Source organism: Cohnella xylanilytica (assembly GCF_014212175.1).
Lineage (GTDB): Bacteria > Bacillota > Bacilli > Paenibacillales > Paenibacillaceae > Cohnella > Cohnella xylanilytica.
The window spans coordinates 27,607-48,015 of the sequence record NZ_JACJVR010000077.1 but is presented as its reverse complement, the minus strand read 5'-3'; the positions used below and the strand labels follow the sequence as shown (position 1 = coordinate 48,015).

Below are 20,409 nucleotides of genomic sequence, written 5' to 3'. Positions count from 1 at the left end.
ATCGGGCCCCCTATTCCTTGATGTACGGCTTTAATCGCATGCCCGAACGACGAATGTAGGCTTCCGCCCGAACTTCCGTCTTGCATCTGGCGAATATCGAGCTCCATCGGTCCTCGAGCTTCTTCCACGTCTTCGGATGAGACCGGTTCAACACCTCCCCGAAGCCGAGGATGTCGCTGGACTGACTCTGCGCGAATCGAATGGCCTCCCGAATTTGTCTCTCCGTCTCGGCCTTCCATTCATCCTCGTATCTCAGGATTTCTTCTTTCTTGCCCAGATCGACGGCGCAGGTCACTTCGTTGACGTTGCCCTCCTCTCGCACGAAGACGCGGAAGACCGGCTCCCCGTCTTCCATCGACGCTCGGACTCTCGTGCTGGAACGGGTAACTTCGATCGCCGCGATTCCCTCCTCCCGCTTGCACGGAATCGGGATAACGGTCGTCTTCAGCTCGTCGCGGATCCACAGCGTACCGCGCGCCAGGTCATCGTCCAGCCAAGTCTCCAATCGGCCGTCCTTGAACAGGGCTATCCCCTTGATCTCGATTTCAGCCGGCAGCTTGGCGTTCTCCAGATTGGACTTCTTGCCCCCTTCTTCGGACCGTCCGACGATCCTCGCGCCGCTGATGAGCAGCTGCTTGCTCGGGCTGATCAACGTATTGATCACGTCGTCGACTCCGACGTCAAGGCTCTCCGACCAAAGCTTCTTGGTCGATTCCAGCTTTCCGTATGCCGCATTAGCGGGAATTTTCTCAAGAGGGGTCAGCACTTGAAGCAGCTTCTCCGCCTGGACGCCTCTTGCGACCAGCAGCTTGGTCGTCAGCCGGATCTCATGGGATCTCTCGAAGAAATCGAACAGATTCGATACTCCTTCTCTCGCCAACGATTCGCCGATGACCAGAAGCCGGATGTGTGAGAAGAAGAGCTGGCGCGGCGATATTTTCGACGTTTTGCGAATGGCTTCGAAGATCGTTCTCCCGGTGCCGGTATAGACGGTGATCGGCATCGCCGTCGGGTTGGCCGCCGTGCCGCCCCCGGCCGAGGCGACCGTGCTCGGGTTGATGATTTGGAACGATACTCTGTACAGTTGACTATCCGGCATTTTATCGATTCCGATGGCTCCGATAATCGACAGGCTCTTCAACTCCCTGCTATTCCAGCACCCCGTCAGGAACGGGATGAGCGCCATAAGCAGGATCGCCCGAACGGCAAGGCTAGCTCTCATCCGGCTCGTCCTTTCTCGCCGGATCTGCCGGAGGAGACGGCTCGTTGTTCGCCATTCGCGTCCTGTTCGTGGGACTGACCAGACGGGGACGCGTCCGGTGGGCCCACAGCGGCAATCGGAAGATGGCGTCCTTCTGGTCGGCCGGAATAAACGGCGCGTAAGGGGCCATATAGGGAACTCCCAACGAACGCAGGCTGCACAGATGCGCGGTAATGATGATTCCGCTGAGCGCGATTCCGAAGAAGCCGAAGAGCCCCGCGGAGATCATGACGATAAATCGGAGGAGCCGAATGGATAATCCCATGTTGAACGCCGGGGTCGTGAAGCTGGCGATCCCCGTCAAGGAGACGACGATGACCATGGCGGAAGAGACGATCCCCGCCTGCACGGCCGCTTGTCCCAACACGATCGCCCCGACGATCGACACCGCTTGGCCGATCGCGCGAGGCATCCGGACGCCGGCTTCGCGCAAGATCTCGAAGCTGGCCTCCATCAGGAAGGCTTCGATCAAGGCGGGGAACGGGACTCCCTCCCGCTGCGCCGCTAAACTGATCAACAACGAAGTAGGGATCATCTCCTGATGGAACGAGATGGCTGCCACATAGATGGACGGGCCTAACAGAGAGATAACGAAAGCCACGTATCTCAAGGCGCGGATGAAGATGGCGAATTGGAAGTTCTGATAGTAGTCCTCGGCGGACTGAAAAAACATAAAAAAGGTGGTCGGGGCCACCAGGACGAACGGCGTCCCATCGATCAGGATGGCGATACGCCCTTCAAGCAAATTCGCGGCGACGCTGTCGGGGCGCTCCGTATTGAGCAGCGTCGGGAACAGGGAGAAGGGGTGATCCCGAATGAATTCTTCGATATTCCCGGATTCCAGAATGCCGTCGGTCTCGATCCGCTTCAGTCTTCGCTTGATCTCTTCGACGATCTTGTCGCTGGCTATCCCCTTCAGATACAGAATCGCGACGCTCGTCTGGCTGACCTTCCCGATCTTCACGGCATCCATCCATAGATTCGGGGTCTTAAGGCGGCGCCGCACGAGGGAGATATTGGTCGCGATGGATTCGGTGAACCCCTCTTTGGGACCGCGGATCAAGACTTCCGAGGACGGCTCCTCGACGGAGCGGTATTCCCCTCCGCGCGTGCTGGCGATAATCGCTTCCGCCCGCCCGTTCACGAAGAGGGCCGTGTCCCCGTTCAGGATCGCCGCCAGCACTTCGTTCCACTCCGATACGACGCTTGCTTCCCCCACGGGAAGGAGCCGGTTCTTCAGCGAGTCCATGGAGAGCGGGTCCGGCTCCTCTCCCTCCGAACCTCCCATGATCGATCGCAGGACAAACTCGCCGACCATCTTCTTATCGACCATATTATCGATATAGACGGCGGCCGCCCGTTCGCGGGCGCTTCCGAAGACCAATTCGCGAACGACCAGGTCGTTGCTGAATCCGATCTCCTGCTTCGTCCGTTGGAGCTTGTCCTCCAAATCCGGCGGAAGGGAGGAGGAGCCGGAATCGCTCGCCGCAATTTCTGTCGTTTTCTGGTTCCGCGATCGTTTGCGTCGGAACATGTCCGCTCCCCCCTTCTATGCCATTTATGGGCATTTCCCCCTTCTTTAATACGCCTTCGGAACGGAGATCCCGCCGTCCTCCCTTCCTTCTCGATAGCCTATTTTCCGGAGGGAGCCCCTCCCGCTTCCGGTTCTTGTCTATAGACGGCAAGCAATTGCGCGCGCAGGTCGTCGTAATAGCGATGCAGCCGCTCGTTCACTCCTCGCTCCCAAGCGGCACGGTCGTCCGCCAGCATCGCTTGGCGAAGATCGGTCGCCCGGATCGGCACGGCCGACCGCGGAAGCACCACCCTGGCCAGCGCGGCCAACTCCTCCGGCGGGAACCAGCGCTCTCGCTCCTCGTCGTCGCCGGTCAGCATGAGGTCGAGCGGCGGAAGCCCCCGCGCCCGCCCGGCGGCTCTGGCGGCTTCGAGCAAGTACCGCCCCCATGCATGGGAGTGGTCGTTCTCGTTCGTGTAGTCGGGGAGGGGCTCGACGATCGCCCGCTCCCCGAACACTTCCAGGAGCATCTCGATCCGCAGCTCCGCCGGGAACGGATTGCGCTTCGTCCCCCGCTCTTGGGCCGAGCCGACGAGGACAAGCAGGTTATCGCACAGCCGGAGCCCCAGATCGATCATCTTCTCATGGCCAAGATGCAGCTGCTGGAATCTTCCGAGGACGAAGCCGAATCGGAACGGCCTCTCTCCTTGCTTAATCGTTACTTCTTCCATGGTTCTCTCTCCTTCTTCCCAATCCGCGTCGCTTCCTGGAGCTTACAAATACCGCCCGGCCAGCTCCCGGATCTTGGCTTCGATTCCCGCCGACAGCCGAATCGCCTGCTGCGTCGCCTCCTGGACGGCCATCCGGTCCCGAACCTCCTCCCAGTGCTCCGGGCCGGCCGGCAGAATCCTCGGCTCTCCGTCTCCGTCATGCCGGTAGACCGTCTCGTACAAGCCGTCCCGGCCGCTCTCGCCTTCCGCTTCGACGGTCAGCTCGCCGCCGGCGAACGCGACCTTCACCCGCCCCGGGATGCTCCGCTTCAGCTCCGCCATCGAGAACTTCATCCGGTCCTTCCCGTTGCTGAACGCCGTCTTCATCGCCCATCCGAGCGAATCCCGGCTGATGCCGGCGTAGAAGCCCGCTCCCACCCCATAGGCGACGAAAGCAAGCGGAATGCCCTTCCGCTCCAGAATCTCATCGTACCGCCGAACCTGCTCGAAATCCATCCCTTCCCCGATAATGACGCCCACCTGGTCCAGAAGTCCGTTCGCCGCCGCGACCTCGTGAATGGCGATCGCTTGGCCGATGACGTCGCCGCTGTCCGGCCTCATGACGATCTTCACGCCCAGCTCCCGCGCCAATCGTCCGAGCTCCGGCAAGTATTCGCGGATCACCCGGTCCGCGTCGTACGTGTCGATGACCAGCGCGACGATCCGCTCGCCCGCTTCGGCCGTGGCGCGAATGGCGTGGCGGAAGCATTCGAGCTCGTCGTCGAACTGCTGGGTCACCTTGTGCGCCAGCGCCGAGATGCTGCCGATGACCGCCGTCTCCGGCGTATGGGGCGTCGTGTGGAAGTCGTCCGTCCCTCTCAGCGACAGGTTCCAGGCCGTTCCCGCCCAATAAGCGTCCTCCAGGCTGCGATGCCCGCGGAACCCGAAGCTGTGAAGCCGCCACAGGAACGCGTCGTCCGCCCCTTGCTCCGCCCGCTTCCGGTCGAGATACCGCCGCATATGGAACGCCTCCGTCGCGCAGCCGCTCGGGAAGTAGGCGTGCATGAACAGGCCCTCCCACCAGGTGACCAGCTCGCCGAACCCTTCCGCCGTGTTATACGCTTGCGCGAACGGCGTTCCCGCCGGGCACCAGGTTCCTTCGGGCAGCGATTCGACCGCGATCGGCGCGTAGCCGCCGAATTCGTTCACGACGCGGAGGAACAGCTCTTCGGGGAAAATCAGCCCCTGCCTGGCCGCGCAGCGCGCCGCCTCCGCCACGTGCTCTTCGGTGATGCGGATCGACAGCAACCCGGTTACGATCTCGCGGAAGCCGTACAGGATCATCCCCTGCTTCCGGTTGTACAGATGGCTGACCTCCCAATCCATGTTGCATTTCAGCCGATAGTGCGAGAGGTTGTAGCTGTCGGTCAGCAGCAGCGGGTTTTGACGGATTCGGTTCAGCATTGGTGGTTCCTCCTCAAAAGGATTTTAATTGTCATATCGACTATATAAACAGGCGTGGGAAGGGGTTACAGCACCATTCGCGGCCGCGCGGCCGCGCCGATGCGGGACGTTCTCGGAGAACGAGATTCCGGTCCGAGCGGAGCGCCGAAGCGTTCCGCCCCGATCAGAACATCCCCGAATTGTAAATCGAGATTCTCGGCTCGTAGCCGGAGAACCGGTACAGCTGCGCGGGCCGGTTGGAGTTGCGGTCCGTCGTCATCGGCTTCCCGTCCTCTCCCCTCGCCTCCTCGATCAAGCCCTGCCGGGTCTTCGTCGCGAGCAGGTTCCGCTTGAAGTTGGCGATGTCCTCCTCGAAGCCGGGAACGACCGTCCGGATCACCTGGTACAGCTCCCGGATCGTGAACTCGTCCGGCAGGAACTCCTTCGCGATCGTCGTCGTCATCATCTGCGCCCGGACGAACGCCAGGGCGTCCTTCAGAAGATCGTTGTGATCGAAGGCCAGCTTCATGCCCAGCGCCTCTTCGATGTCGAACAGGGCGACCTCGTCGGCGTCGGTGTCCGCGGCCAGGTTCAGCAGGTACTCTTCCTTCACGAGAGCGGCGTAGACGACGGAGGGCATCCAGCCCCGCGGGTCTCGTCCCGGATAGTACACCGTCTTGATCTGCTCGATCCGCACCTCGCGGTCGACGTTCGTCTCTTCCTTCAGCTCGCGGTAGGCGGCTTCCAGCAGCGTCTCGTTCTCGTCGGAGAATCCGCCCGGCAGCGCCCAATACCCGGGGTAAGCTTCGGAAGAGCGGCTTCGCCGGACGAGCAGGACGTTCAGGCGGCGGTCGGCCAGCGTCTTGTAGTTGCCCGGCTTCGTCCGGGACCGAATCGTGAAGATCGCGATGTCTACCGGCAATCCGTCCGGCGTGCGATAGGTCTTCGTTGGCTTCATTTGGCAACCCCCTTGATGAACTCAGTATACGTCTCGGAATTAATATTGTCAATATGACTTTATAAAATGAGTCGAAATTCCCCGCCGAACCCGTCACAATCCGCACTTGCCGATTGTCTATCTTTAAGAAAGTCGCATCCTAATCGCTACAAGGAGGAATTCATCCATGAAAATAATTCTTGCCGGAGCGACCGGCGCGGTCGGCCGCTTGCTCGTTCCCCGGCTTGCGAAGGCCGGTCACGAAGTGATCGCGATGACCCGCAGCGCCGCCAGCCTTCCCGCGATCCGCGAGATGGGAGCCCAAGGCGTCGTCGCCGACGCGCTGGATCGCGAAGCCGTCCGGGCCGCCGTCGCCGCAGCCCGGCCGGACGCGATCGTTCACCAGCTCACCTCGCTGGCGAGCCGGAACTTCGCGGACAACTCCCGCATCCGCATCGAGGGGACCCGCAACCTGGTCGACGCCGCGCTGGAGACGGGCGTCCGGAAGTTCGTCGTGCAGAGCATCGCCTGGGCGTACGAGCCGGGAACCGGCCCCGCCGGCGAAGAGACGCCGCTCGACGTCTCCGCCCCGCCGCCGCGGAGCACGACGATCGAAGGCATCGTCGCGATGGAGCGGGCGGCGGCCGAGATTCCGGACCACGTCATCCTGCGGTACGGAATGTTCTACGGCCCCGGCACCTGGTACGAGCGCGGCGGCTTCATGGCGGAGCAGGTCCGGCTCGGGCAGCTTCCCGCCGCGGGCGGCGTTACCTCCTTCCTGCACGTGGAAGACGCGGCCCGCGCCGCCGTCCTCGCCCTGAAGTGGCCTTCCGGAGCGGTGAACGTCGTCGACGACGAGCCGGCCGCGGGCGCCGAATGGCTCCCCGAGTACGCCCGTCTCCTCGGCGCCCCCGCCCCGGCGGCCGGACCGGACGGCGCCCCGTGGGAGCGCGGCGCTTCCAATGCGAAGGCTCGCCGGGAATTCGGCTGGGAGCCGCTGTACCCGACTTGGCGGACGGGATTCGCCGAGGCTCTTCTCTGAAGAAGCCCTTCGCGCTCCTTATTCCCCTCCCCCGGCGTCCGTACCGAGCATTCGACCGACGAATTCCCGGCACGTCGGCAGATCGTCCGTCAGATTATCGCTTGTAAATCCCAGAACGGCCCAGCCGTCGAGCGACAGCGTGTTGTATTGATCGAGCGCCTTCCGGTACCGCCGCTCGCCGTCGGTCCCTTCCGTCAGCGCCCGGCCGATCAGCTGGAACGCCGCCGGCTTCCGGCCGCGCTTGACGTACCGCAGGTAGAGAACGCCGTCGATCGGGATGTGAAGATACGGATAGCCCGCCTGAAGTCCCCTGAAGTTATGCCCGAGCAGCGGCCCCAACACCTCCCCCAGGAAAATCTCCAGCTCCCGCCGGAACCGTTCCGCCTCTTCCGCCCTCAAATGGCGCTCCACCCATCGCTTCGCGTTCGGATGCATTCCGAATCCCCCCTGCTTCCGCGGCACGGCAAAAAGCCCGAACAGAACCGCGCTTGACGCGGTTGCCGTTCGGGCATGCTTCGCCACGAATATCGAATCTTACTCACAGAATATCCCATCGCCCGCCGATGCGCAAGAGGGGAGCTCCTTCTTCCCCGGCGTCAGCCGAACGACTTCAGCGGAATGACGAATTCCGGCATCCCCGCCGCGTACGGAGTGTATTCGTATTGCTCGAAATAGACGACAAGTCCGTTATGGTTCAAGTAGAACGGCCGGTCGGGCTCGATCGTCTCGAACGGGTTCAGAAGCGGCTCCAGGTTCTGCTTCTTGATCCCTTCCCGGATCGCCGCGTTAATGATCTTGACGTAATCGGCGTTGTTCCGGGCCGCTTCCTTCAGCGTCAGTAGAGTGCCGGTAGAGAGGTCGAACGTGTAGGGCACGCGGACCGTTCCGCCGTGGGCGCCGCCGGTATACTCGTAATAGTCGACGTACAGGCTAAGCTTCCCGTTCTCGTTGTACGTCACGTAATACGAGCCTTGATAGCTGACCGGCAGCAGTCGCTCGCCCGGATTGTCCGCGGCGTATTCGGCGTTCGCCTTGGCCGCCTCCTCGAGCGTCTCCCTGCCGTACTTCGCGTGGGCTTCGGCTTCCGACTTCAGATAATCGTTGATCTTCTTCTGCACGGCCGCGTCGGCGAGGCCGGAGATCTGCGGATAGTTGACCTCGAGCGTCAACGCCTTCTTGGCGTCGCTCTGCGCGATCGTAACCGTGCCGATCTTCAGGTCGTTCTCCTTGATCTTCACGACCTCGATGCCGCGGGTCGCGGCGTCGTAGCCGATGCTGTACCCCAGCCGCTCCATCAAGAAGCGGAACGGCAGATAGGTCGTATTGTCCTGCACGATCGCGGGCAATCCGTAGATCGCCTGGTCGTTCAGCCGCGTCTCGCCCGTCTTCAGATTCATGACCAGCACGCGCCCGTGCCCGGTCACCGTCACCGTCTGCTTCGCCTTGTCCCACTTCGTCTGGAGCCCGAGATTCTCGCTCAGCACGCGCAGAGCCACGTAAGTCGTGTTGTCGGTATTCAGAGCCGATATCGACAACGCCCGTCCGTCGATCTTGAACGCCTGGGAGATGATCTTGTACGCGGGCGCGGCAGCCGATGCCTTCTCGGCCGACAGTCCGGCGGCCGCCGGAGAAGCCCCCATCGCCACGGCCAGCGCGAGCAGCAGCAGGTTCCGTTTGCCCTTGCGGTTCAAGGCCGGCGTCTCTTCTTGGCCGGACCCGTTCATCCATTGTTGTCTCATGTCCTATCCTCTCCCTTGATCGTTCAACCTTCACCGATATCGACGGCGGAACCCGAACCGAAGTTGCACCGATCCCCGAACGAAGCCGCGGTAATAAATGACATTCGCGAGCGCCGTCAGGCGCGGGCGAAGCCCTCGTCGGCCAGGTACTCTTTCGCTTCCTCGTAAGTCTCGAAAGCCGCTTCCAGATTCAGGCCCGCGAATAGGTACCACATGCCGTCTTCTTCCTCGAACTTCAGGCTGAGCTTCTGCTTCTTCGCGTTGATCCACGTCTCCTCTGCGGAAGGCTCCGCTTCCGTCGACGGGGCTGCGCCCGCTCCGGTCAGCGACCGGATCGACCGGGCGATGAGCGCCTTCATCTCCTCCGCGGAGAAGTCGCGGATGTTGACGTAGCCCTTGTCGTCCATGACGTAGCCGGAGCCCTCCGGCAGCTCCCCCGCGTAGACGTATCCGTTGCCGTTCGGATGCAGGTGGTACACGACCGTTTTTTTCTCGTAGGCGCTCTGTTCGTAATGGTAATTGATCCGTCCGAGGGACACCGGCCGGCGCTCCAGCTCGGGGAAGGAATCGGCGATCGCAAGCTTCTCTTCGAATGTCAGCATCATAGGCCTCCAAATGGTGGAAAGTCGTCTTCCCATTATAGCATAGCCCGGATCGCTCTCCGGCTTGCGGAATGAAGACGCCGAGGCGCTGTCCGCCGGGTCGGATTCCGACGCGAAGAGAGCCGGCCTCGCGGCCGGCTCTCTCTCGTTCTATTCGGAAGGGCCGTCGATCAGCCCCGCTTCGATCAGCAGCCTCTCGACCATGACGGCCGTCTCGGCTCTCGTCAGTTGGCCTTGCGGATGGAGCTCCCCCGACGAGCCGTTGACCAATCCCCGCCGGATCGCGGCGGCCATCGCCGGCTTCGCCCAGCCGCCGACGCGGCTTCCGTCGCGGAACGAGCCGAGCGCGGCTTGCACGTCATCGTCGCTTGCCGCGACGTCCAGCCCGGCGAGCTCCATGACGCGCGCGAGAATGGCGACGGCACCCTCGCGGGTCAGCGCGTCCGTCGGCCGGAAGCTGCCGTCCTCGTAGCCTTGGAGAAGCCCTAGTTCCGCGGCTTGGGCGACGGCGCCCGAATACCAGGCGCTTCCCTCGACGTCGCGGAATGTTGCGGACGCGTCGCCCCGGTCGGACAGGCCGAGAGCCCGAACGACGATCGCCGCGAATTCCGCGCGGGATACGGTTGCGTCCGGACGGAACCGGTTCGCGTCCGCGCCGGCGACGATCAGCCGCGAAGCCAGATTCGCCACCGCCTCGGAGGCCCAGTGTCCGTTCATATCCTCGAAAGCTTTCGAATAGGACACCAGAGCGTACGTGCTGTCGGCGAGACTATGGACGACCGCGTACGTCTTCCCGTCGCGGGTCTCGATCGTCGTCGGGGCATGGCGGACGCTGCCGTCCTCGTCCAGAACGACGGCCGTCAACGATCGGCCGGCCGTTGCGCCCTCCGGCAGCGGGATCTCCCGCCGCACGAACGCGCCGTACCGGTCGAGCGCGATCGTCTGCCCCCCGTGCGAGGCCGTTGCCTCGAACTCGACGGGAGAAGCGACGACGCCGAATCCTTCGCGTTCGCCGGCAGCCTTCAGCCGGTTCAAGGCCTCTGCGTCGCCGGAGCGGATGAGCACGCGAACCCGGATGTCTTCGGGCTTCGTCTCCTCTCCGAAGCGGGCGGCCAACCGGTCGATCCCGACGGCCGACGCGGGCAGCGTATAGCTGCCTCTGGGCGTGCGAATCTCGACTTCGGCCCGCTTCTCGAGCAGAGCTCGAACAGTCTCCCCGTCCAGCTCGGCGGACACCTCGTCCGTCTCCTTCGAGACGGGGATAAGGACTCGAGCGTCGGAACCGGATTCGGCCAGATAAACGTTCAAGCGCCCGCTATCGAGCTTCACCGTGAGCGATGTGCGCCCCTCTTCGGTCGTCTCCTCCGCGTAGGCGATCTCCTCCCGCGGCAAGCCGTCCACCAGCACCGTCAGGCCGGTTCGGCTCTCCGGCAGAGGCTCCGCCGGTCCCGCCGAGCCGCCGGATTCGGCGGGCGGGGAGCTTCGCGTCACGGCGAGCGTATACGTCATAGACTCCGCGTTCCTCAGGTTGACCGTCAGCAGGATCAGGTTCGCTCCGACGGCCAGGCCGATGCCCTCGGATTCCTTCCCGCTCTCGATCCGCAGCGGCCCTTGCAGCAGCCGGCCCCGCGTATCGTACACGCTGGCCGTAATCGTCGAGTCCGCGTCGGAGGCGGTCGGGAGGAGTTGGATCGCCTTTACTCCGCTTCCGACCCTGGCCGAATAGGAAGCCGTTTGTTTATCGAAGGAGGGGCTCAACGTTCCGGCCGACAAGACCAAGTTCGTCAAAGCCGCCGAACGGTCGTCCGGCTCTCTCAGCGTCCAGACCGCGAAGAGATGGGCGTCGGACGTTCCCATCCGGAACGTATCGCCTGCTGCATAACTCGTCCCGCTTCCGTCCGCCGCCATGTTCCAGCCCGCGAACGCGAAGCCGTCCTTCGTTAACCCGTTCTGGCTTCTTACGGTTACCGTATCGCCCGACTTGTAAGACGCTTTATCGACCGGAACCATGCCGCCCGTGTTGCCGTTGCCATGGTAGACCACGGTGTACGTCGGGTCTGCCGGCGGATCGGTTGGCGGAGGGTCCGTTGGAGGAGGGTCCGTTGGCGGCGGATTCTCCGTCCACACGGCGTACAGATCGACGTTGGTCGTTCCCATCTCGAACGTATCGCCTGCCGCGTAATTCGTCCCGCTTCCGTCCGCCGCCGTGCTCCAGCCCGCGAACGCGAAGCCGTCCTTCGTTAACCCGTTCTGGCTTCTTACGGTTACCGTATCGCCCGACTTGTACGATGCTTTATCGACCGGAACCGTGCCGCCCGTGTTGCCGTTGCCATGGTAAACCACTCCGTACGTCGGGTCTGCCGGCGGATCGGTTGGCGGAGGGTCCGTTGGAGGAGGGTCCGTTGGAGGAGGGTCCGTCGGCGGCGGATCGGTCGGCGGCGGATTCTCCGTCCACACGGCGTACAGCTCGACGTCGGCCGTCCCCATCTGGAACGTATCCCCTTCCGCGTAACTCGTCCCGCTTCCATCCGCCGCCGTGTTCCAGCCCGCGAAGTCGAAGCCGTCCTTCGTTAACCCATTTTGGCTCCTTACAGTTACCGTATCGCCCGACTTGTAAGACGCTCCGTCCACCGGTACCGTCCCGCCCGTATGGCCATTGCCATGGTAAACCACGCCGTACGTCGGGTCTGCCGGCGGATCGGTTGGCGGCGGATCGGTCGGAGGTGGATCCGTTGGCGGCGGATTCTCCGTCCACACGGCGTACAGCTCGACGTCGGCCGTCCCCATCTGGAACGTATCCCCTTCCGCGTAACTCGTCCCGCTTCCATCCGCCGCCGTGTTCCAGCCCGCGAACGCGAAGCCGTCCTTTTCCAGTCCGCCCTCGTTGCCCATCACGGTCGCCGTTGCGTCCTTCTCGTACGCATTCCCATCCGTCGGAACCGTACCGCCCGTGCTGCCGTTGCCGTGATAAATCACCGAAAACGTCGGATTCTTCGTCCACACGGCATATAGATCGACGTCGGCCGTTCCGATCGGAATCGCGTCCCCGGCCGCATAGCTTGTCCCGCTGCCGTCCGCGGCCGTATTCCAGCCCGCGAACGTATGGCCGGGCTTCGTCAGCCCTCCGTCATTCCCGAGAACCGTCGCCGTCTCGTCCTTCTCGTACTCGGCAGGGTCCGCCGGAACCGTGCCGCCCGTGCTGCCGTTGCCGTGATAAATGACCGAAAACGTCGGATTCTTCAACCAGTCGGCGTACAGCTTCGCGTCGGCGGCTCCGAACGTCATCGGATCTCCCGCCGAATACCGGGTCCCCTTGCCGTCGGCCATCGTATTCCAGCCGACGAACGTATACCCGTCTCTCGCGAGTCCCCCGTCGTTGCCGAGGACGGTCGCCGTCTCGCCTTCCCGGTAGACCTTCAGGTCCGAAGGAGCGCTGCCTCCGGTATTCCCGTTGCCGTAATAAAGAACCTTATAATACCCCTTCGTCGTGACCTTCGTCGCCGTATACACGCTGGATTCCCCGAAATAATCCGCAACGAGAACGTTGATATAATACGTCGTTCCCGGGATCAGGCCGGTAATCGTCGCCGAGTCGATGTCCGGCTCGTAGTCGCCGAACGGCCGGCCGTTCTCGATCGTCCCGACCGTGCCGATGTTGTCCTCCTTGGACAGATAGACGAGGTACTCCAGGTCGCCCTGCGCCGTCATGTTGTCCGTCGCTTTCTCCCAGCTCAAGGAGACTTCGGTCTCTCCCACGGAGGACACCGTCAGGGTTCCGTTCGCGACCGTCGGAGGACTCGTATCCAACACCGCCGCGCCGAGCGAGGGCAAGCTCTTCGAGTTGAAGTTGCCGTTGCCCAATTGCCCGTAGCCGTTGTAGCCCCAGCCCCAAACCATGCCTTCGCTCGTCATCGCCAAGCTGTGGAAGGCACCCGCCGCGATCCGGGTCACGCCGCTCAGTCCCGGAACTTGCTGCGGCAGCGACTGGCTCGTCGTATTGCCGATCCCCAGCTGGCTCTGGCCGTTGAAGCCCCAAGCCCAGACCGTCCCGTCCTTGGTCAAGGCCAGGCTGTGGAAGCCGCCGGCGGACACGGCCGCGACGTTGTTGCCCAGCGCGGTGATCGGCACGGGGGTTTTCCGCTTTTGGCCCGTCCCGTCGCCCAGCCGGCCATTGTTGTTGTCTCCCCATCCCCACAGCGTACCGTCCTTCTTGATGGCGAAGTTATGGTAATTGCCGGCGCTGATCGCGACGACGTCGGTCAGCCCCTGCACCTGAACGGGCGTCAATTGGGCATCGATCTCCGTGCCGTTGCCCATCTCGCCTTCGTCGGCGTTGCCCCACGCCCAGACCGTTCCGTCCTCCTTGAGGGCCAAGCTGTGATACCCTCCGGCGGACACGGCCTTCACGCCCGTCAGCCCGGGCACTTGAATCGGCGTCTCCCGATTCGTTGTCGTCCCGTCGCCGAGTTCGCCGCTGCTGTTGAGCCCCCAAGCCCAGACCGTTCCGTCCTCCTTCACGGCAAGCGTATGATAGCCGATGCCGCCGGAGATGGACTTGACTCCGCCGATCCCGCCGATGAGCACGGGCTTGAGCCGGTCCGTCGTCGTGCCGTCTCCCAACTGCCCGTTGACGTTCGATCCCCACGCCCAGAGAGTGCCGTCGTTCTTCACCGCGAAGGTGTTGCGGACGCCGGCCGCGATCATTTTCACATCGGTCATGCCTGTCGGAGCCACCGGAGCCGACCGGTTCGTCGTCGACCCGTTGCCGAGGCCTCCGAACTCGTTGCCTCCCCAGTTCCAGACCTTGCCGTCGCTCGCCAGCGCCACGCTATGATAGTAGCCGGCCAGCAGCTGCGGTTCGATCGCGCCCGGTCCCGCCGCCTGCCCCCTCGCCGGGAACAGGGGAATCATTCCGAGCATAAGCGTCAGACAGAGCAGCAGGCTGGCTGTCCTCCTTCTCACGTTCCATCCCTCCGAATATTCAGACTGAATTCGCTTTGAATATTGTAGGGAAGAGAGAAGCCGGAAACTATTTTCTAAAGTTAACTATTTATCCGATGAATCGTTCTCCCTGCCGAACAATCGCCAGGACACGTAAGGGTAATGCCCGTTGCGCATGGCCAGCTCGCGCTCGAACAGCGTCATTCTCTCGATCGTCCGGTTGTTGCGGAGCAGCCCGCCGTCCATGACGCGGAACGGAAGGCCCCGAAGCAGATGCAGGACGGTCCGCTTGGCCTCCTCGTCGTCCGAGGTGACGAACACGTCGCTCGTCAACCCCTCGTGAACGGGCCGCTCGAGCACTCTCCAGAACGTGTTCTTGAACGCTCCGACGATCCGGGTTCGGGGCAGGGCGGCTTGCAGCCGTTCGGCGGCGGATTGTCCCCATCCGAGCGTAAAATCCGTGAAGTCGGCGGTAAAAGGGTTGGCGATGTCGACGAGAATTTTGCCGGCGAGGCTCTCCTCGTACTGCGCGGCCCAAGGGATGACGTCCTTGAACCATAACGCGTGCACGATGACGTCCGCCGCAAGCGCCTCTTCCATGCCGGCCGGACGAACGTCCGCGAGCCCTCTCTCCTCCGCGCAGCTTCTTGCCTTCTCGACCGTGCGCGAGCCCCACGTCAGGCCCGGTGCGACCGGCGCCAGCACCCGGACCAATCCTCCGCCCATTCTTCCCGTTCCGATGACGCTTACCTTCATATTCAAGACCTCCTGATCCGAGATACGAAAAATCGTACCGCGAACCCGGCGCCCGAAGAAGATCGGCTTGGCTTCTCCCCTGCAACCGGAGGTTTCACCCCCGGGTCGGCGCGGCGGCCGTCTCTTGGTTCCCGGTCCCGGTTCCCTGTGCTATATTGTTCGTAACCAGCTTGCAGCCGAAGGGAGGCGCGCCCCGTGCATATCGAATTCATCCATAGCTTCCTCGTTACCGCGGAGTGCGGCAGCATCGCGCGCGCGAGCGAGAAGCTGAGCCTCACGCATCCGGCGCTGAGCAAGCAGCTCCGCAGTCTCGAAGCCTATTACGGAACGCTCCTGTTCCGGCGCTCCCCGGGCGGGGTCGAATTGACGGAAGCCGGGAGGCGGCTGCGGGAGCGGGTTCGGCCTCTATACGAAGAGTGGCAGTCCATTCGCCAAGAGCTTGCGGACGCGAACGGGCCGCGCCGCATCCGGCTTGGCGCTCTGCCGAGCCTCGCCGCCCACTACTTGCCGCCGCGCATGCCGGGCGCCGAAGGGCTCGGCCTGGCGATCGAGCCGGTCGTCGCTCCGACGTCGGACGAGCTGCGCGGGCTGCTTCAGGCCGGCGCGGTCGACGCCGTTCTGTGCGAGCCCTCCGCCGCCGCGCTCCCTCCTTCTCGCCCCGCGGTTTGGAGCGCCTCTTTGTTCGAGGAGCCTTTCTGCCTCGTGGCGCACCGTGAACATCTGCTCGCCCGCGAGGCGTCCGTCGGAGTCGCGCAGCTAAGGGATCAGCCGCTTGTTCTACATCCTCCCGGCTGCGGCATTCGGCGCCTGTTCGCCGGCTTATGCCGAGCGCACGGCTTCGAGCCGACGATCAAGGTGGAGGCGAACTTCGGCGATTTTCTGCTCGGATACGTAGCGGCGGGCTCCGGCTTGACCCTTGTCCCCCGTCTCGTCGCCGAGTCCTTGCGCCATCCGGACCTCGTCGCCGTCCCGATCCGGGAAGAGGGGGCCAAGCGGCAGATCGTCCTCGCCGCCGCGAGACGCGAGACCGGGAGAGCGCTGCTGCCGGCGCTTCAGCCGTCGTGAAGCTTCCGGACAGGCCGGCGGCCGAGTCCGTGCGCTCGCCCTGCAAGAAGAGTCTTCTTCCGCCTCCCGGCAATAAAAAAACGGCTCCCGATCACGCGCCATCCGCGCTCGAATTCGGGAACCGCCTGACTCCTTGCTCTGCCTTACCGCTGAATCGGCTCGATGCGATAGGCGCCGGGGCGGCCCGGCACGTCCGCGATCGCCCAGCCGAACGACAGCGTCGCCGCGAGCCGCTCCTTCTGCGCCGCGGTCAGCTCCGCCGTCACCGCTTCGCGGCCGGCCTCCAGCTCCAGCTCCGGCTCCAGCCCGAACGCGACCGCGATCCAGCTGCGAATGCCGCGAACGGTGTTGTACTTGATCTGGTACCCGTCCCGCACCGCGGCTTCGAACGTCTCCGGCTCCTTCGCGGCGAACGCGGCCAATTCCGCATAATTGAACTGGAAGACGCTCTCGTCGGCCGGCAGGCCGGTTCCCTTCCGAACCCTCTCGATCAGCTCGTCGTCGGACCAGCCGAGGCGCCGCAGCCCCTCCACCATCAACGCGTCCCATTGGGACAGCTTAACCTTTTCCGATATCGCCATGTCAACCTCTCCTCCCTCGATCCGTTACGGCAGCGCGACGAAGTGTCCGGGACTCGCTTCGCGCAGCTCGGGAATGTCTTCCCCGCCGTCCGCCTTCCATTCCGCCCGTTCCTGAACCGCCCGCGGGTCCGGCACCGGGATCGACGACAACAGCGCCTTCGTGTACGGATGCAGCGGATTCTCGTACAGCTCGTCGCTGTCCGCCACTTCCACGAGCCGCCCGCCGTACAGAACGCCGATCCGGTCGGAGATGTGGCGCACCATCGACAGGTCGTGGGCGATGAACAGGTACGTCAGCCCGAATTCGTTCTGCAGGTCCTCCAGCATGTTGACGACCTGCGCCTGCACGGACACGTCGAGCGCCGAGATCGGCTCGTCGCAGACGACGAAGTCCGGCCGGACGGACAGCGCCCGGGCGATCGAGATGCGCTGGCGCTGGCCGCCGCTGAACTCGTGCGGGTACCGGTACAGATGCTCGCGCTTCAGCCCGACTCTCTCCAGCAGAGCGGCGACGGCTTCCTTCCGCTCGTCCGCCCGCGCGTACAAGCCGTGGATGTTCATCGGCTCCCCGATCAGCTCGAGCACGTTCATGCCGGGGTTGAGCGACGAATACGGATCCTGGAAAATCGTCTGGATACGCCGCCGGAACGGCTTCAGCTGCTTCTCGCCGAGCTTCGTCAGGTCGTGCCCGTCGAACCTCACCGTGCCGTCCGTATAGTCGTACAGCCGGATGAGGCAGCGGCCGACCGTGGACTTGCCGCTTCCCGATTCGCCGACGAGCCCGAACGTCTCGCCCCGGCGGATCTGGAAGCTGACGCCGTCGACCGCCTTCAGCACCTCGTTGCTGCGGCCCCAGACGTCGCGTCCTTTGACGAAGTGCTTCTTCAATCCTTGGACGTCTACGAGCACATCCTTCGCGTTACTCCCTGTCATGCGCAGCGCTCCCTTCCAGCTCCGGCTCGCGGCGCAGCTGCGCCTGCACGCCTTCGTCGTTCAGCCAGCAGAGCGCCCGGTGGCCGGGCCCGACCTCGAAGTGCGGCGGCAGCTCCGCGCACTTCGGCATCGCGTGCGGGCAGCGGTCCCGGAACGGGCAGCCCTGCGGCGGATCGAGCAGGTCCGGAGGCGTGCCTTCGATCGGGACGAGCCTCTCTCTCGTTCCTCCCTGCCGCTTCGGCAGGGAACGAAGCAGCCCCTGCGTATACGGGTGCTTGGGGCGGTAGAAGATGTCCTCCGCCGTCCCCTCCTCCATCACCATGCCGCCGTACATGACGACGACCCGGCTGCACACCTGGGCGACGACGCCCAGGTCGTGCGTGATGAGGACGATCGACATGCGCGAATTCGCCTTGAGCTGCTTCAGCAGATCGAGAATCTGCGCCTGGATCGTCACGTCGAGCGCGGTCGTCGGCTCGTCGGCGATGAGCAGCTCCGGCTGGCAGGAGAGCGCCATCGCGATCATGACCCGCTGGCGCATCCCGCCGCTGAACTCGTGCGGATACTGATCGAGGCGCTGCTCCGGCCGGGTGATGCCGACCCGGCGCAGCATCTCGATCGCTTCCTTCCGCGCCGCCTCCTTGGCGAGGCCGCGATGCCGGCGGATGACCTCCGTCATCTGGTCGCCGATCTTCTTCACGGGGTTAAGCGACGTCATCGGATCCTGGAACACCATCGCGATCCGATTGCCGCGCAGCCGCCGCCACTCCCGCTCGGTGAGACCGACGAGGCTCTGCCCGGCGAAGTCGATCTCGCCTCCGATGATCTGGCCCGGAGGCGAGATCAGGCCCATGATCGCCTTGGCCGTGACGCTTTTGCCGCTGCCCGACTCGCCGACGATGCCGACCGTCTCCCCTTCGTCTATATGCAGACTCACTCCCCGGACCGCCTGGTTCTCCCCGGCGCGGGTATAGAACGATACCTTCAAGTCCTTGACGGACAGCAACGGTTCCGTCATGACGGCTTCCCTCCTCTCTCGCGGCGCGCTCATCTCTTGCCGAGCTTCGGCTCGAAGCCGACGCGCAGAATGTCGCCCAGAATGTTGAAGCTGAGCACGGTCAGCAGAATGAGCGCGCCGGGGAACAGCGCCAGGTAAGGCGCGTTCACGATGTAGCCTTGGGCGCTGTTAAGCATGCTTCCCCACGTGGCGTTCGGCGCCTGCACCCCGAATCCGAGGAAGCTGAGCGACGACTCCATCAGAATCGCCGAACCGATATTGTTCGTGGCTCCGACGATGATGACCGGCAGCAGGCTCGGCAGAATGTGCTTGCCGATGATGCCGAACGCGCCTTGGCCGGAAGCCTTCGCGTACAGCACGTACTCCCGCTCCTTGATCGCGAGCGTCTCGGCGCGGACGATGCGGGCCAGGTTCATCCACATCAGAAGGCCGATGATGACGACGACGTTCCCGACGCCCGGCTTCAGGAAGACGCTGAGCAGCAGCATGACGAGGAACGAAGGGATGGACATGATGATCTCGAGCAGCCGCATGAGCAGGTTGTCCACCCAGCCGCCGAAGTAGCCGCTGACGACGCCGACGAGCGTGCCGAGGGCCGTCGCCAGAATCATGGCCGAGAAGCCGACCATAAGCGATACCCGGCCTCCGTACAGGGCCCGGGCGAAGTAATCCCGGCCGTAATCGTCGGTCCCGAACCAATGGTCCGCGCCCGGAGGCTTCAGCTTCCGCATCACGTCCAGCTCGTTCGGATCGTGCGGGGACAGGAAGGCGAAGATCGCCCCCAACGTCAGAATCAAGAGGACGGCCACGGCGGCGATCCCCATCTTGTTCGCCAGAAGTTCATTGCCGACATTGCGCCATCGGGTTCGATTCATGGGGTCACCTCGCCTTGTTGATTCGCGGATCCGCGAATCCGTACAGAATGTCCGCGAGCAGATTGCCGACGATCAGCAGCACGGCGGAGAACAGCGTAATGCCCATGATGAGCGGATAATCCATCCCCCGGACGGCCGTCATGCCGAGGGAGCCGATGCCCGGCCAGGAGAACACCGTCTCCGTGACGATCGCGCCCGTGACCAGCTCGGCCATCGAGATGCCCAGCAGCGTGATGATCGGCAGCAAGACGTGCTTGAGCACGTGCCGGAACAGCACGAGCCGCTTGGACGAGCCGAAGGCGTACTGGATCTGCACGTAATCTTCCTTGAGCTGCCCGATCGTGCTGGAGCGGATATAACGGACGTAGACGGACAGGAAGCTGAACGCCAGCACCGCGCAAGGCAGAATCCCGTGCTTCAGGACGTCGAGCGCCGAGTTCACGCCGATCGTCCGCATGCCCATGATGGGGAGCCAGTGCAGCTCGATCGCGAACAGGTAGATGAGCAAAATGGCGAGCCAGAACAGCGGCACCGAGATGCCGATGTAGGAGATGAAGTTGATGAGCTTATCCGGCCAGCGGCTCCGGTTCGCCCCCGCGACGAGGCCGAGCGGAATGGCGAGCAGCACGGCCAGGGCGATGGCGCTGCCCATGAGACCGGCCGTCGCGGGCAGCCGGTCCAGGATCTGGTCCAGCACCGGCTGGTGATTGACGAGCGAATAGCCGAGATTGCCCTGCACCAGCTCCTTCAGCCAGAGGAAGTACTGGACGTAAGCCGGCTTGTCGAGTCCCAGGTTGTGCCGGATGCGCTCGATGTCTTCGGCGTGCATGTTCGGCGTGACGAAGGAGAGCACCGGGTCGCCCGGAGCCATCTTGATGAGGGCGAAGCAGACGATCGACACGAAGAACAGCAGGGGGATCGTCTGGAGCAGTCGTCTCGCGATGAGTTGTCTCATGTGGATTCTCCTAGACCTGCCGACGGCAAAAAATAAGC

At 63.7% G+C, this 20,409-nt stretch carries 17 protein-coding genes; 2 read left to right on the top strand and 15 right to left on the bottom strand.

Annotation, left to right across the window (positions count from 1 at the left end; genetic code table 11):
- Window positions 1-10: 10 nt before the first annotated feature.
- From H7B90_RS19985 to H7B90_RS19965, 5 genes are all read right to left on the bottom strand, one after another.
- Window positions 11-1,222, bottom strand: coding sequence for a Ger(x)C family spore germination protein (locus tag H7B90_RS19985; protein ID WP_185137662.1), 1,212 nt, complete (start codon window positions 1,220-1,222; stop codon window positions 11-13).
- On the bottom strand, window positions 1,212-2,795 hold the full coding sequence (locus H7B90_RS19980) for a spore germination protein (protein WP_185137661.1): 1,584 nt from the start codon (window positions 2,793-2,795) through the stop codon (window positions 1,212-1,214). Before H7B90_RS19980 ends, H7B90_RS19985 begins: the two co-directional genes overlap by 11 nt.
- 98 nt (window positions 2,796-2,893) lie before the next feature.
- Complete coding sequence (locus tag H7B90_RS19975; protein ID WP_185137660.1) at window positions 2,894-3,505, bottom strand: adenylyltransferase/cytidyltransferase family protein; 612 nt, start codon at window positions 3,503-3,505, stop codon at window positions 2,894-2,896.
- Window positions 3,506-3,547: 42 nt separating this feature from the next.
- Window positions 3,548-4,948, bottom strand: a complete 1,401-nt coding sequence (locus H7B90_RS19970; protein WP_185137659.1) for a nicotinamide phosphoribosyltransferase domain-containing protein — start codon at window positions 4,946-4,948, stop codon at window positions 3,548-3,550.
- Between the two features lie 163 nt (window positions 4,949-5,111).
- On the bottom strand, window positions 5,112-5,885 hold the full coding sequence (locus tag H7B90_RS19965) for an NUDIX hydrolase (RefSeq protein ID WP_185137658.1): 774 nt from the start codon (window positions 5,883-5,885) through the stop codon (window positions 5,112-5,114).
- Between the two features lie 166 nt (window positions 5,886-6,051).
- On the opposite strand from H7B90_RS19965, the gene H7B90_RS19960 reads away from it, so the two are divergent.
- Window positions 6,052-6,906 carry an NAD-dependent epimerase/dehydratase family protein gene (locus H7B90_RS19960; protein ID WP_185137657.1) on the top strand — a complete coding sequence of 285 codons (855 nt, stop codon included), beginning with the start codon at window positions 6,052-6,054 and terminating at the stop codon, window positions 6,904-6,906.
- Window positions 6,907-6,924: 18 nt separating this feature from the next.
- Here H7B90_RS19960 and H7B90_RS19955 read toward each other — a convergent pair whose 3' ends face one another.
- From H7B90_RS19955 to H7B90_RS19935, 5 genes are all read right to left on the bottom strand, one after another.
- Window positions 6,925-7,341, bottom strand: a complete 417-nt coding sequence (locus tag H7B90_RS19955; RefSeq protein ID WP_185137656.1) for a hypothetical protein — start codon at window positions 7,339-7,341, stop codon at window positions 6,925-6,927.
- Window positions 7,342-7,502: 161 nt separating this feature from the next.
- Complete coding sequence (locus H7B90_RS19950) at window positions 7,503-8,645, bottom strand: stalk domain-containing protein (RefSeq protein ID WP_246578791.1); 1,143 nt, start codon at window positions 8,643-8,645, stop codon at window positions 7,503-7,505.
- Between the two features lie 116 nt (window positions 8,646-8,761).
- A complete protein-coding gene (locus H7B90_RS19945) occupies window positions 8,762-9,247 on the bottom strand; it encodes a hypothetical protein (RefSeq protein ID WP_185137655.1) in 486 nt (161 codons plus the stop codon).
- A 150-nt stretch (window positions 9,248-9,397) separates the two neighbouring features.
- Window positions 9,398-14,209 carry an RCC1 domain-containing protein gene (locus H7B90_RS19940; RefSeq protein WP_185137654.1) on the bottom strand — a complete coding sequence of 1,604 codons (4,812 nt, stop codon included), beginning with the start codon at window positions 14,207-14,209 and terminating at the stop codon, window positions 9,398-9,400.
- Window positions 14,210-14,293: 84 nt separating this feature from the next.
- Window positions 14,294-14,944 carry an NADPH-dependent F420 reductase gene (locus H7B90_RS19935; RefSeq protein WP_185137653.1) on the bottom strand — a complete coding sequence of 217 codons (651 nt, stop codon included), beginning with the start codon at window positions 14,942-14,944 and terminating at the stop codon, window positions 14,294-14,296.
- Window positions 14,945-15,139: 195 nt separating this feature from the next.
- Here H7B90_RS19935 and H7B90_RS19930 point away from each other — a divergent pair, with 195 nt between their 5' ends.
- A complete protein-coding gene (locus H7B90_RS19930; protein WP_185137652.1) occupies window positions 15,140-16,009 on the top strand; it encodes a LysR family transcriptional regulator in 870 nt (289 codons plus the stop codon).
- 143 nt (window positions 16,010-16,152) lie between these two features.
- Here the strand turns inward: H7B90_RS19930 and H7B90_RS19925 are convergent, their stop codons facing one another.
- The 5 genes from H7B90_RS19925 to H7B90_RS19905 are packed head-to-tail and all read right to left on the bottom strand — an operon-like array spanning window position 16,153 to window position 20,371.
- Entirely contained in the window at window positions 16,153-16,590 is a 438-nt protein-coding gene (locus tag H7B90_RS19925; RefSeq protein ID WP_185137651.1) for a hypothetical protein, read from the bottom strand.
- 24 nt (window positions 16,591-16,614) lie between these two features.
- Complete coding sequence (locus H7B90_RS19920; RefSeq protein WP_185137650.1) at window positions 16,615-17,523, bottom strand: ABC transporter ATP-binding protein; 909 nt, start codon at window positions 17,521-17,523, stop codon at window positions 16,615-16,617.
- The gene (locus H7B90_RS19915) at window positions 17,510-18,541 is read right to left on the bottom strand and encodes an ABC transporter ATP-binding protein (RefSeq protein WP_185137649.1); all 1,032 of its coding nucleotides are present in this window, start codon (window positions 18,539-18,541) and stop codon (window positions 17,510-17,512) included. Before H7B90_RS19915 ends, H7B90_RS19920 begins: the two co-directional genes overlap by 14 nt.
- A 29-nt stretch (window positions 18,542-18,570) precedes the next feature.
- The gene (locus H7B90_RS19910; RefSeq protein ID WP_185137648.1) at window positions 18,571-19,416 is read right to left on the bottom strand and encodes an ABC transporter permease; all 846 of its coding nucleotides are present in this window, start codon (window positions 19,414-19,416) and stop codon (window positions 18,571-18,573) included.
- Window positions 19,417-19,420: 4 nt separating this feature from the next.
- On the bottom strand, window positions 19,421-20,371 hold the full coding sequence (locus tag H7B90_RS19905; protein WP_185137647.1) for an ABC transporter permease: 951 nt from the start codon (window positions 20,369-20,371) through the stop codon (window positions 19,421-19,423).
- Window positions 20,372-20,409: the final 38 nt, after the last annotated feature.

Coding starts and splice junctions, on each gene's coding strand:
- H7B90_RS19985 (WP_185137662.1), bottom strand. CDS start 1,222: ATGAGAGCTAGCCTTGCCGTTCGGGCGATCCTGCTTATGGCGCTCATC.
- H7B90_RS19980 (WP_185137661.1), bottom strand. CDS start 2,795: ATGTTCCGACGCAAACGATCGCGGAACCAGAAAACGACAGAAATTGCG.
- H7B90_RS19975 (WP_185137660.1), bottom strand. CDS start 3,505: ATGGAAGAAGTAACGATTAAGCAAGGAGAGAGGCCGTTCCGATTCGGC.
- H7B90_RS19970 (WP_185137659.1), bottom strand. CDS start 4,948: ATGCTGAACCGAATCCGTCAAAACCCGCTGCTGCTGACCGACAGCTAC.
- H7B90_RS19965 (WP_185137658.1), bottom strand. CDS start 5,885: ATGAAGCCAACGAAGACCTATCGCACGCCGGACGGATTGCCGGTAGAC.
- H7B90_RS19960 (WP_185137657.1), top strand. CDS start 6,052: ATGAAAATAATTCTTGCCGGAGCGACCGGCGCGGTCGGCCGCTTGCTC.
- H7B90_RS19955 (WP_185137656.1), bottom strand. CDS start 7,341: ATGCATCCGAACGCGAAGCGATGGGTGGAGCGCCATTTGAGGGCGGAA.
- H7B90_RS19950 (WP_246578791.1), bottom strand. CDS start 8,645: ATGAGACAACAATGGATGAACGGGTCCGGCCAAGAAGAGACGCCGGCC.
- H7B90_RS19945 (WP_185137655.1), bottom strand. CDS start 9,247: ATGCTGACATTCGAAGAGAAGCTTGCGATCGCCGATTCCTTCCCCGAG.
- H7B90_RS19935 (WP_185137653.1), bottom strand. CDS start 14,944: ATGAAGGTAAGCGTCATCGGAACGGGAAGAATGGGCGGAGGATTGGTC.
- H7B90_RS19925 (WP_185137651.1), bottom strand. CDS start 16,590: ATGGCGATATCGGAAAAGGTTAAGCTGTCCCAATGGGACGCGTTGATG.
- H7B90_RS19920 (WP_185137650.1), bottom strand. CDS start 17,523: ATGACAGGGAGTAACGCGAAGGATGTGCTCGTAGACGTCCAAGGATTG.
- H7B90_RS19915 (WP_185137649.1), bottom strand. CDS start 18,541: ATGACGGAACCGTTGCTGTCCGTCAAGGACTTGAAGGTATCGTTCTAT.
- H7B90_RS19910 (WP_185137648.1), bottom strand. CDS start 19,416: ATGAATCGAACCCGATGGCGCAATGTCGGCAATGAACTTCTGGCGAAC.
- H7B90_RS19905 (WP_185137647.1), bottom strand. CDS start 20,371: ATGAGACAACTCATCGCGAGACGACTGCTCCAGACGATCCCCCTGCTG.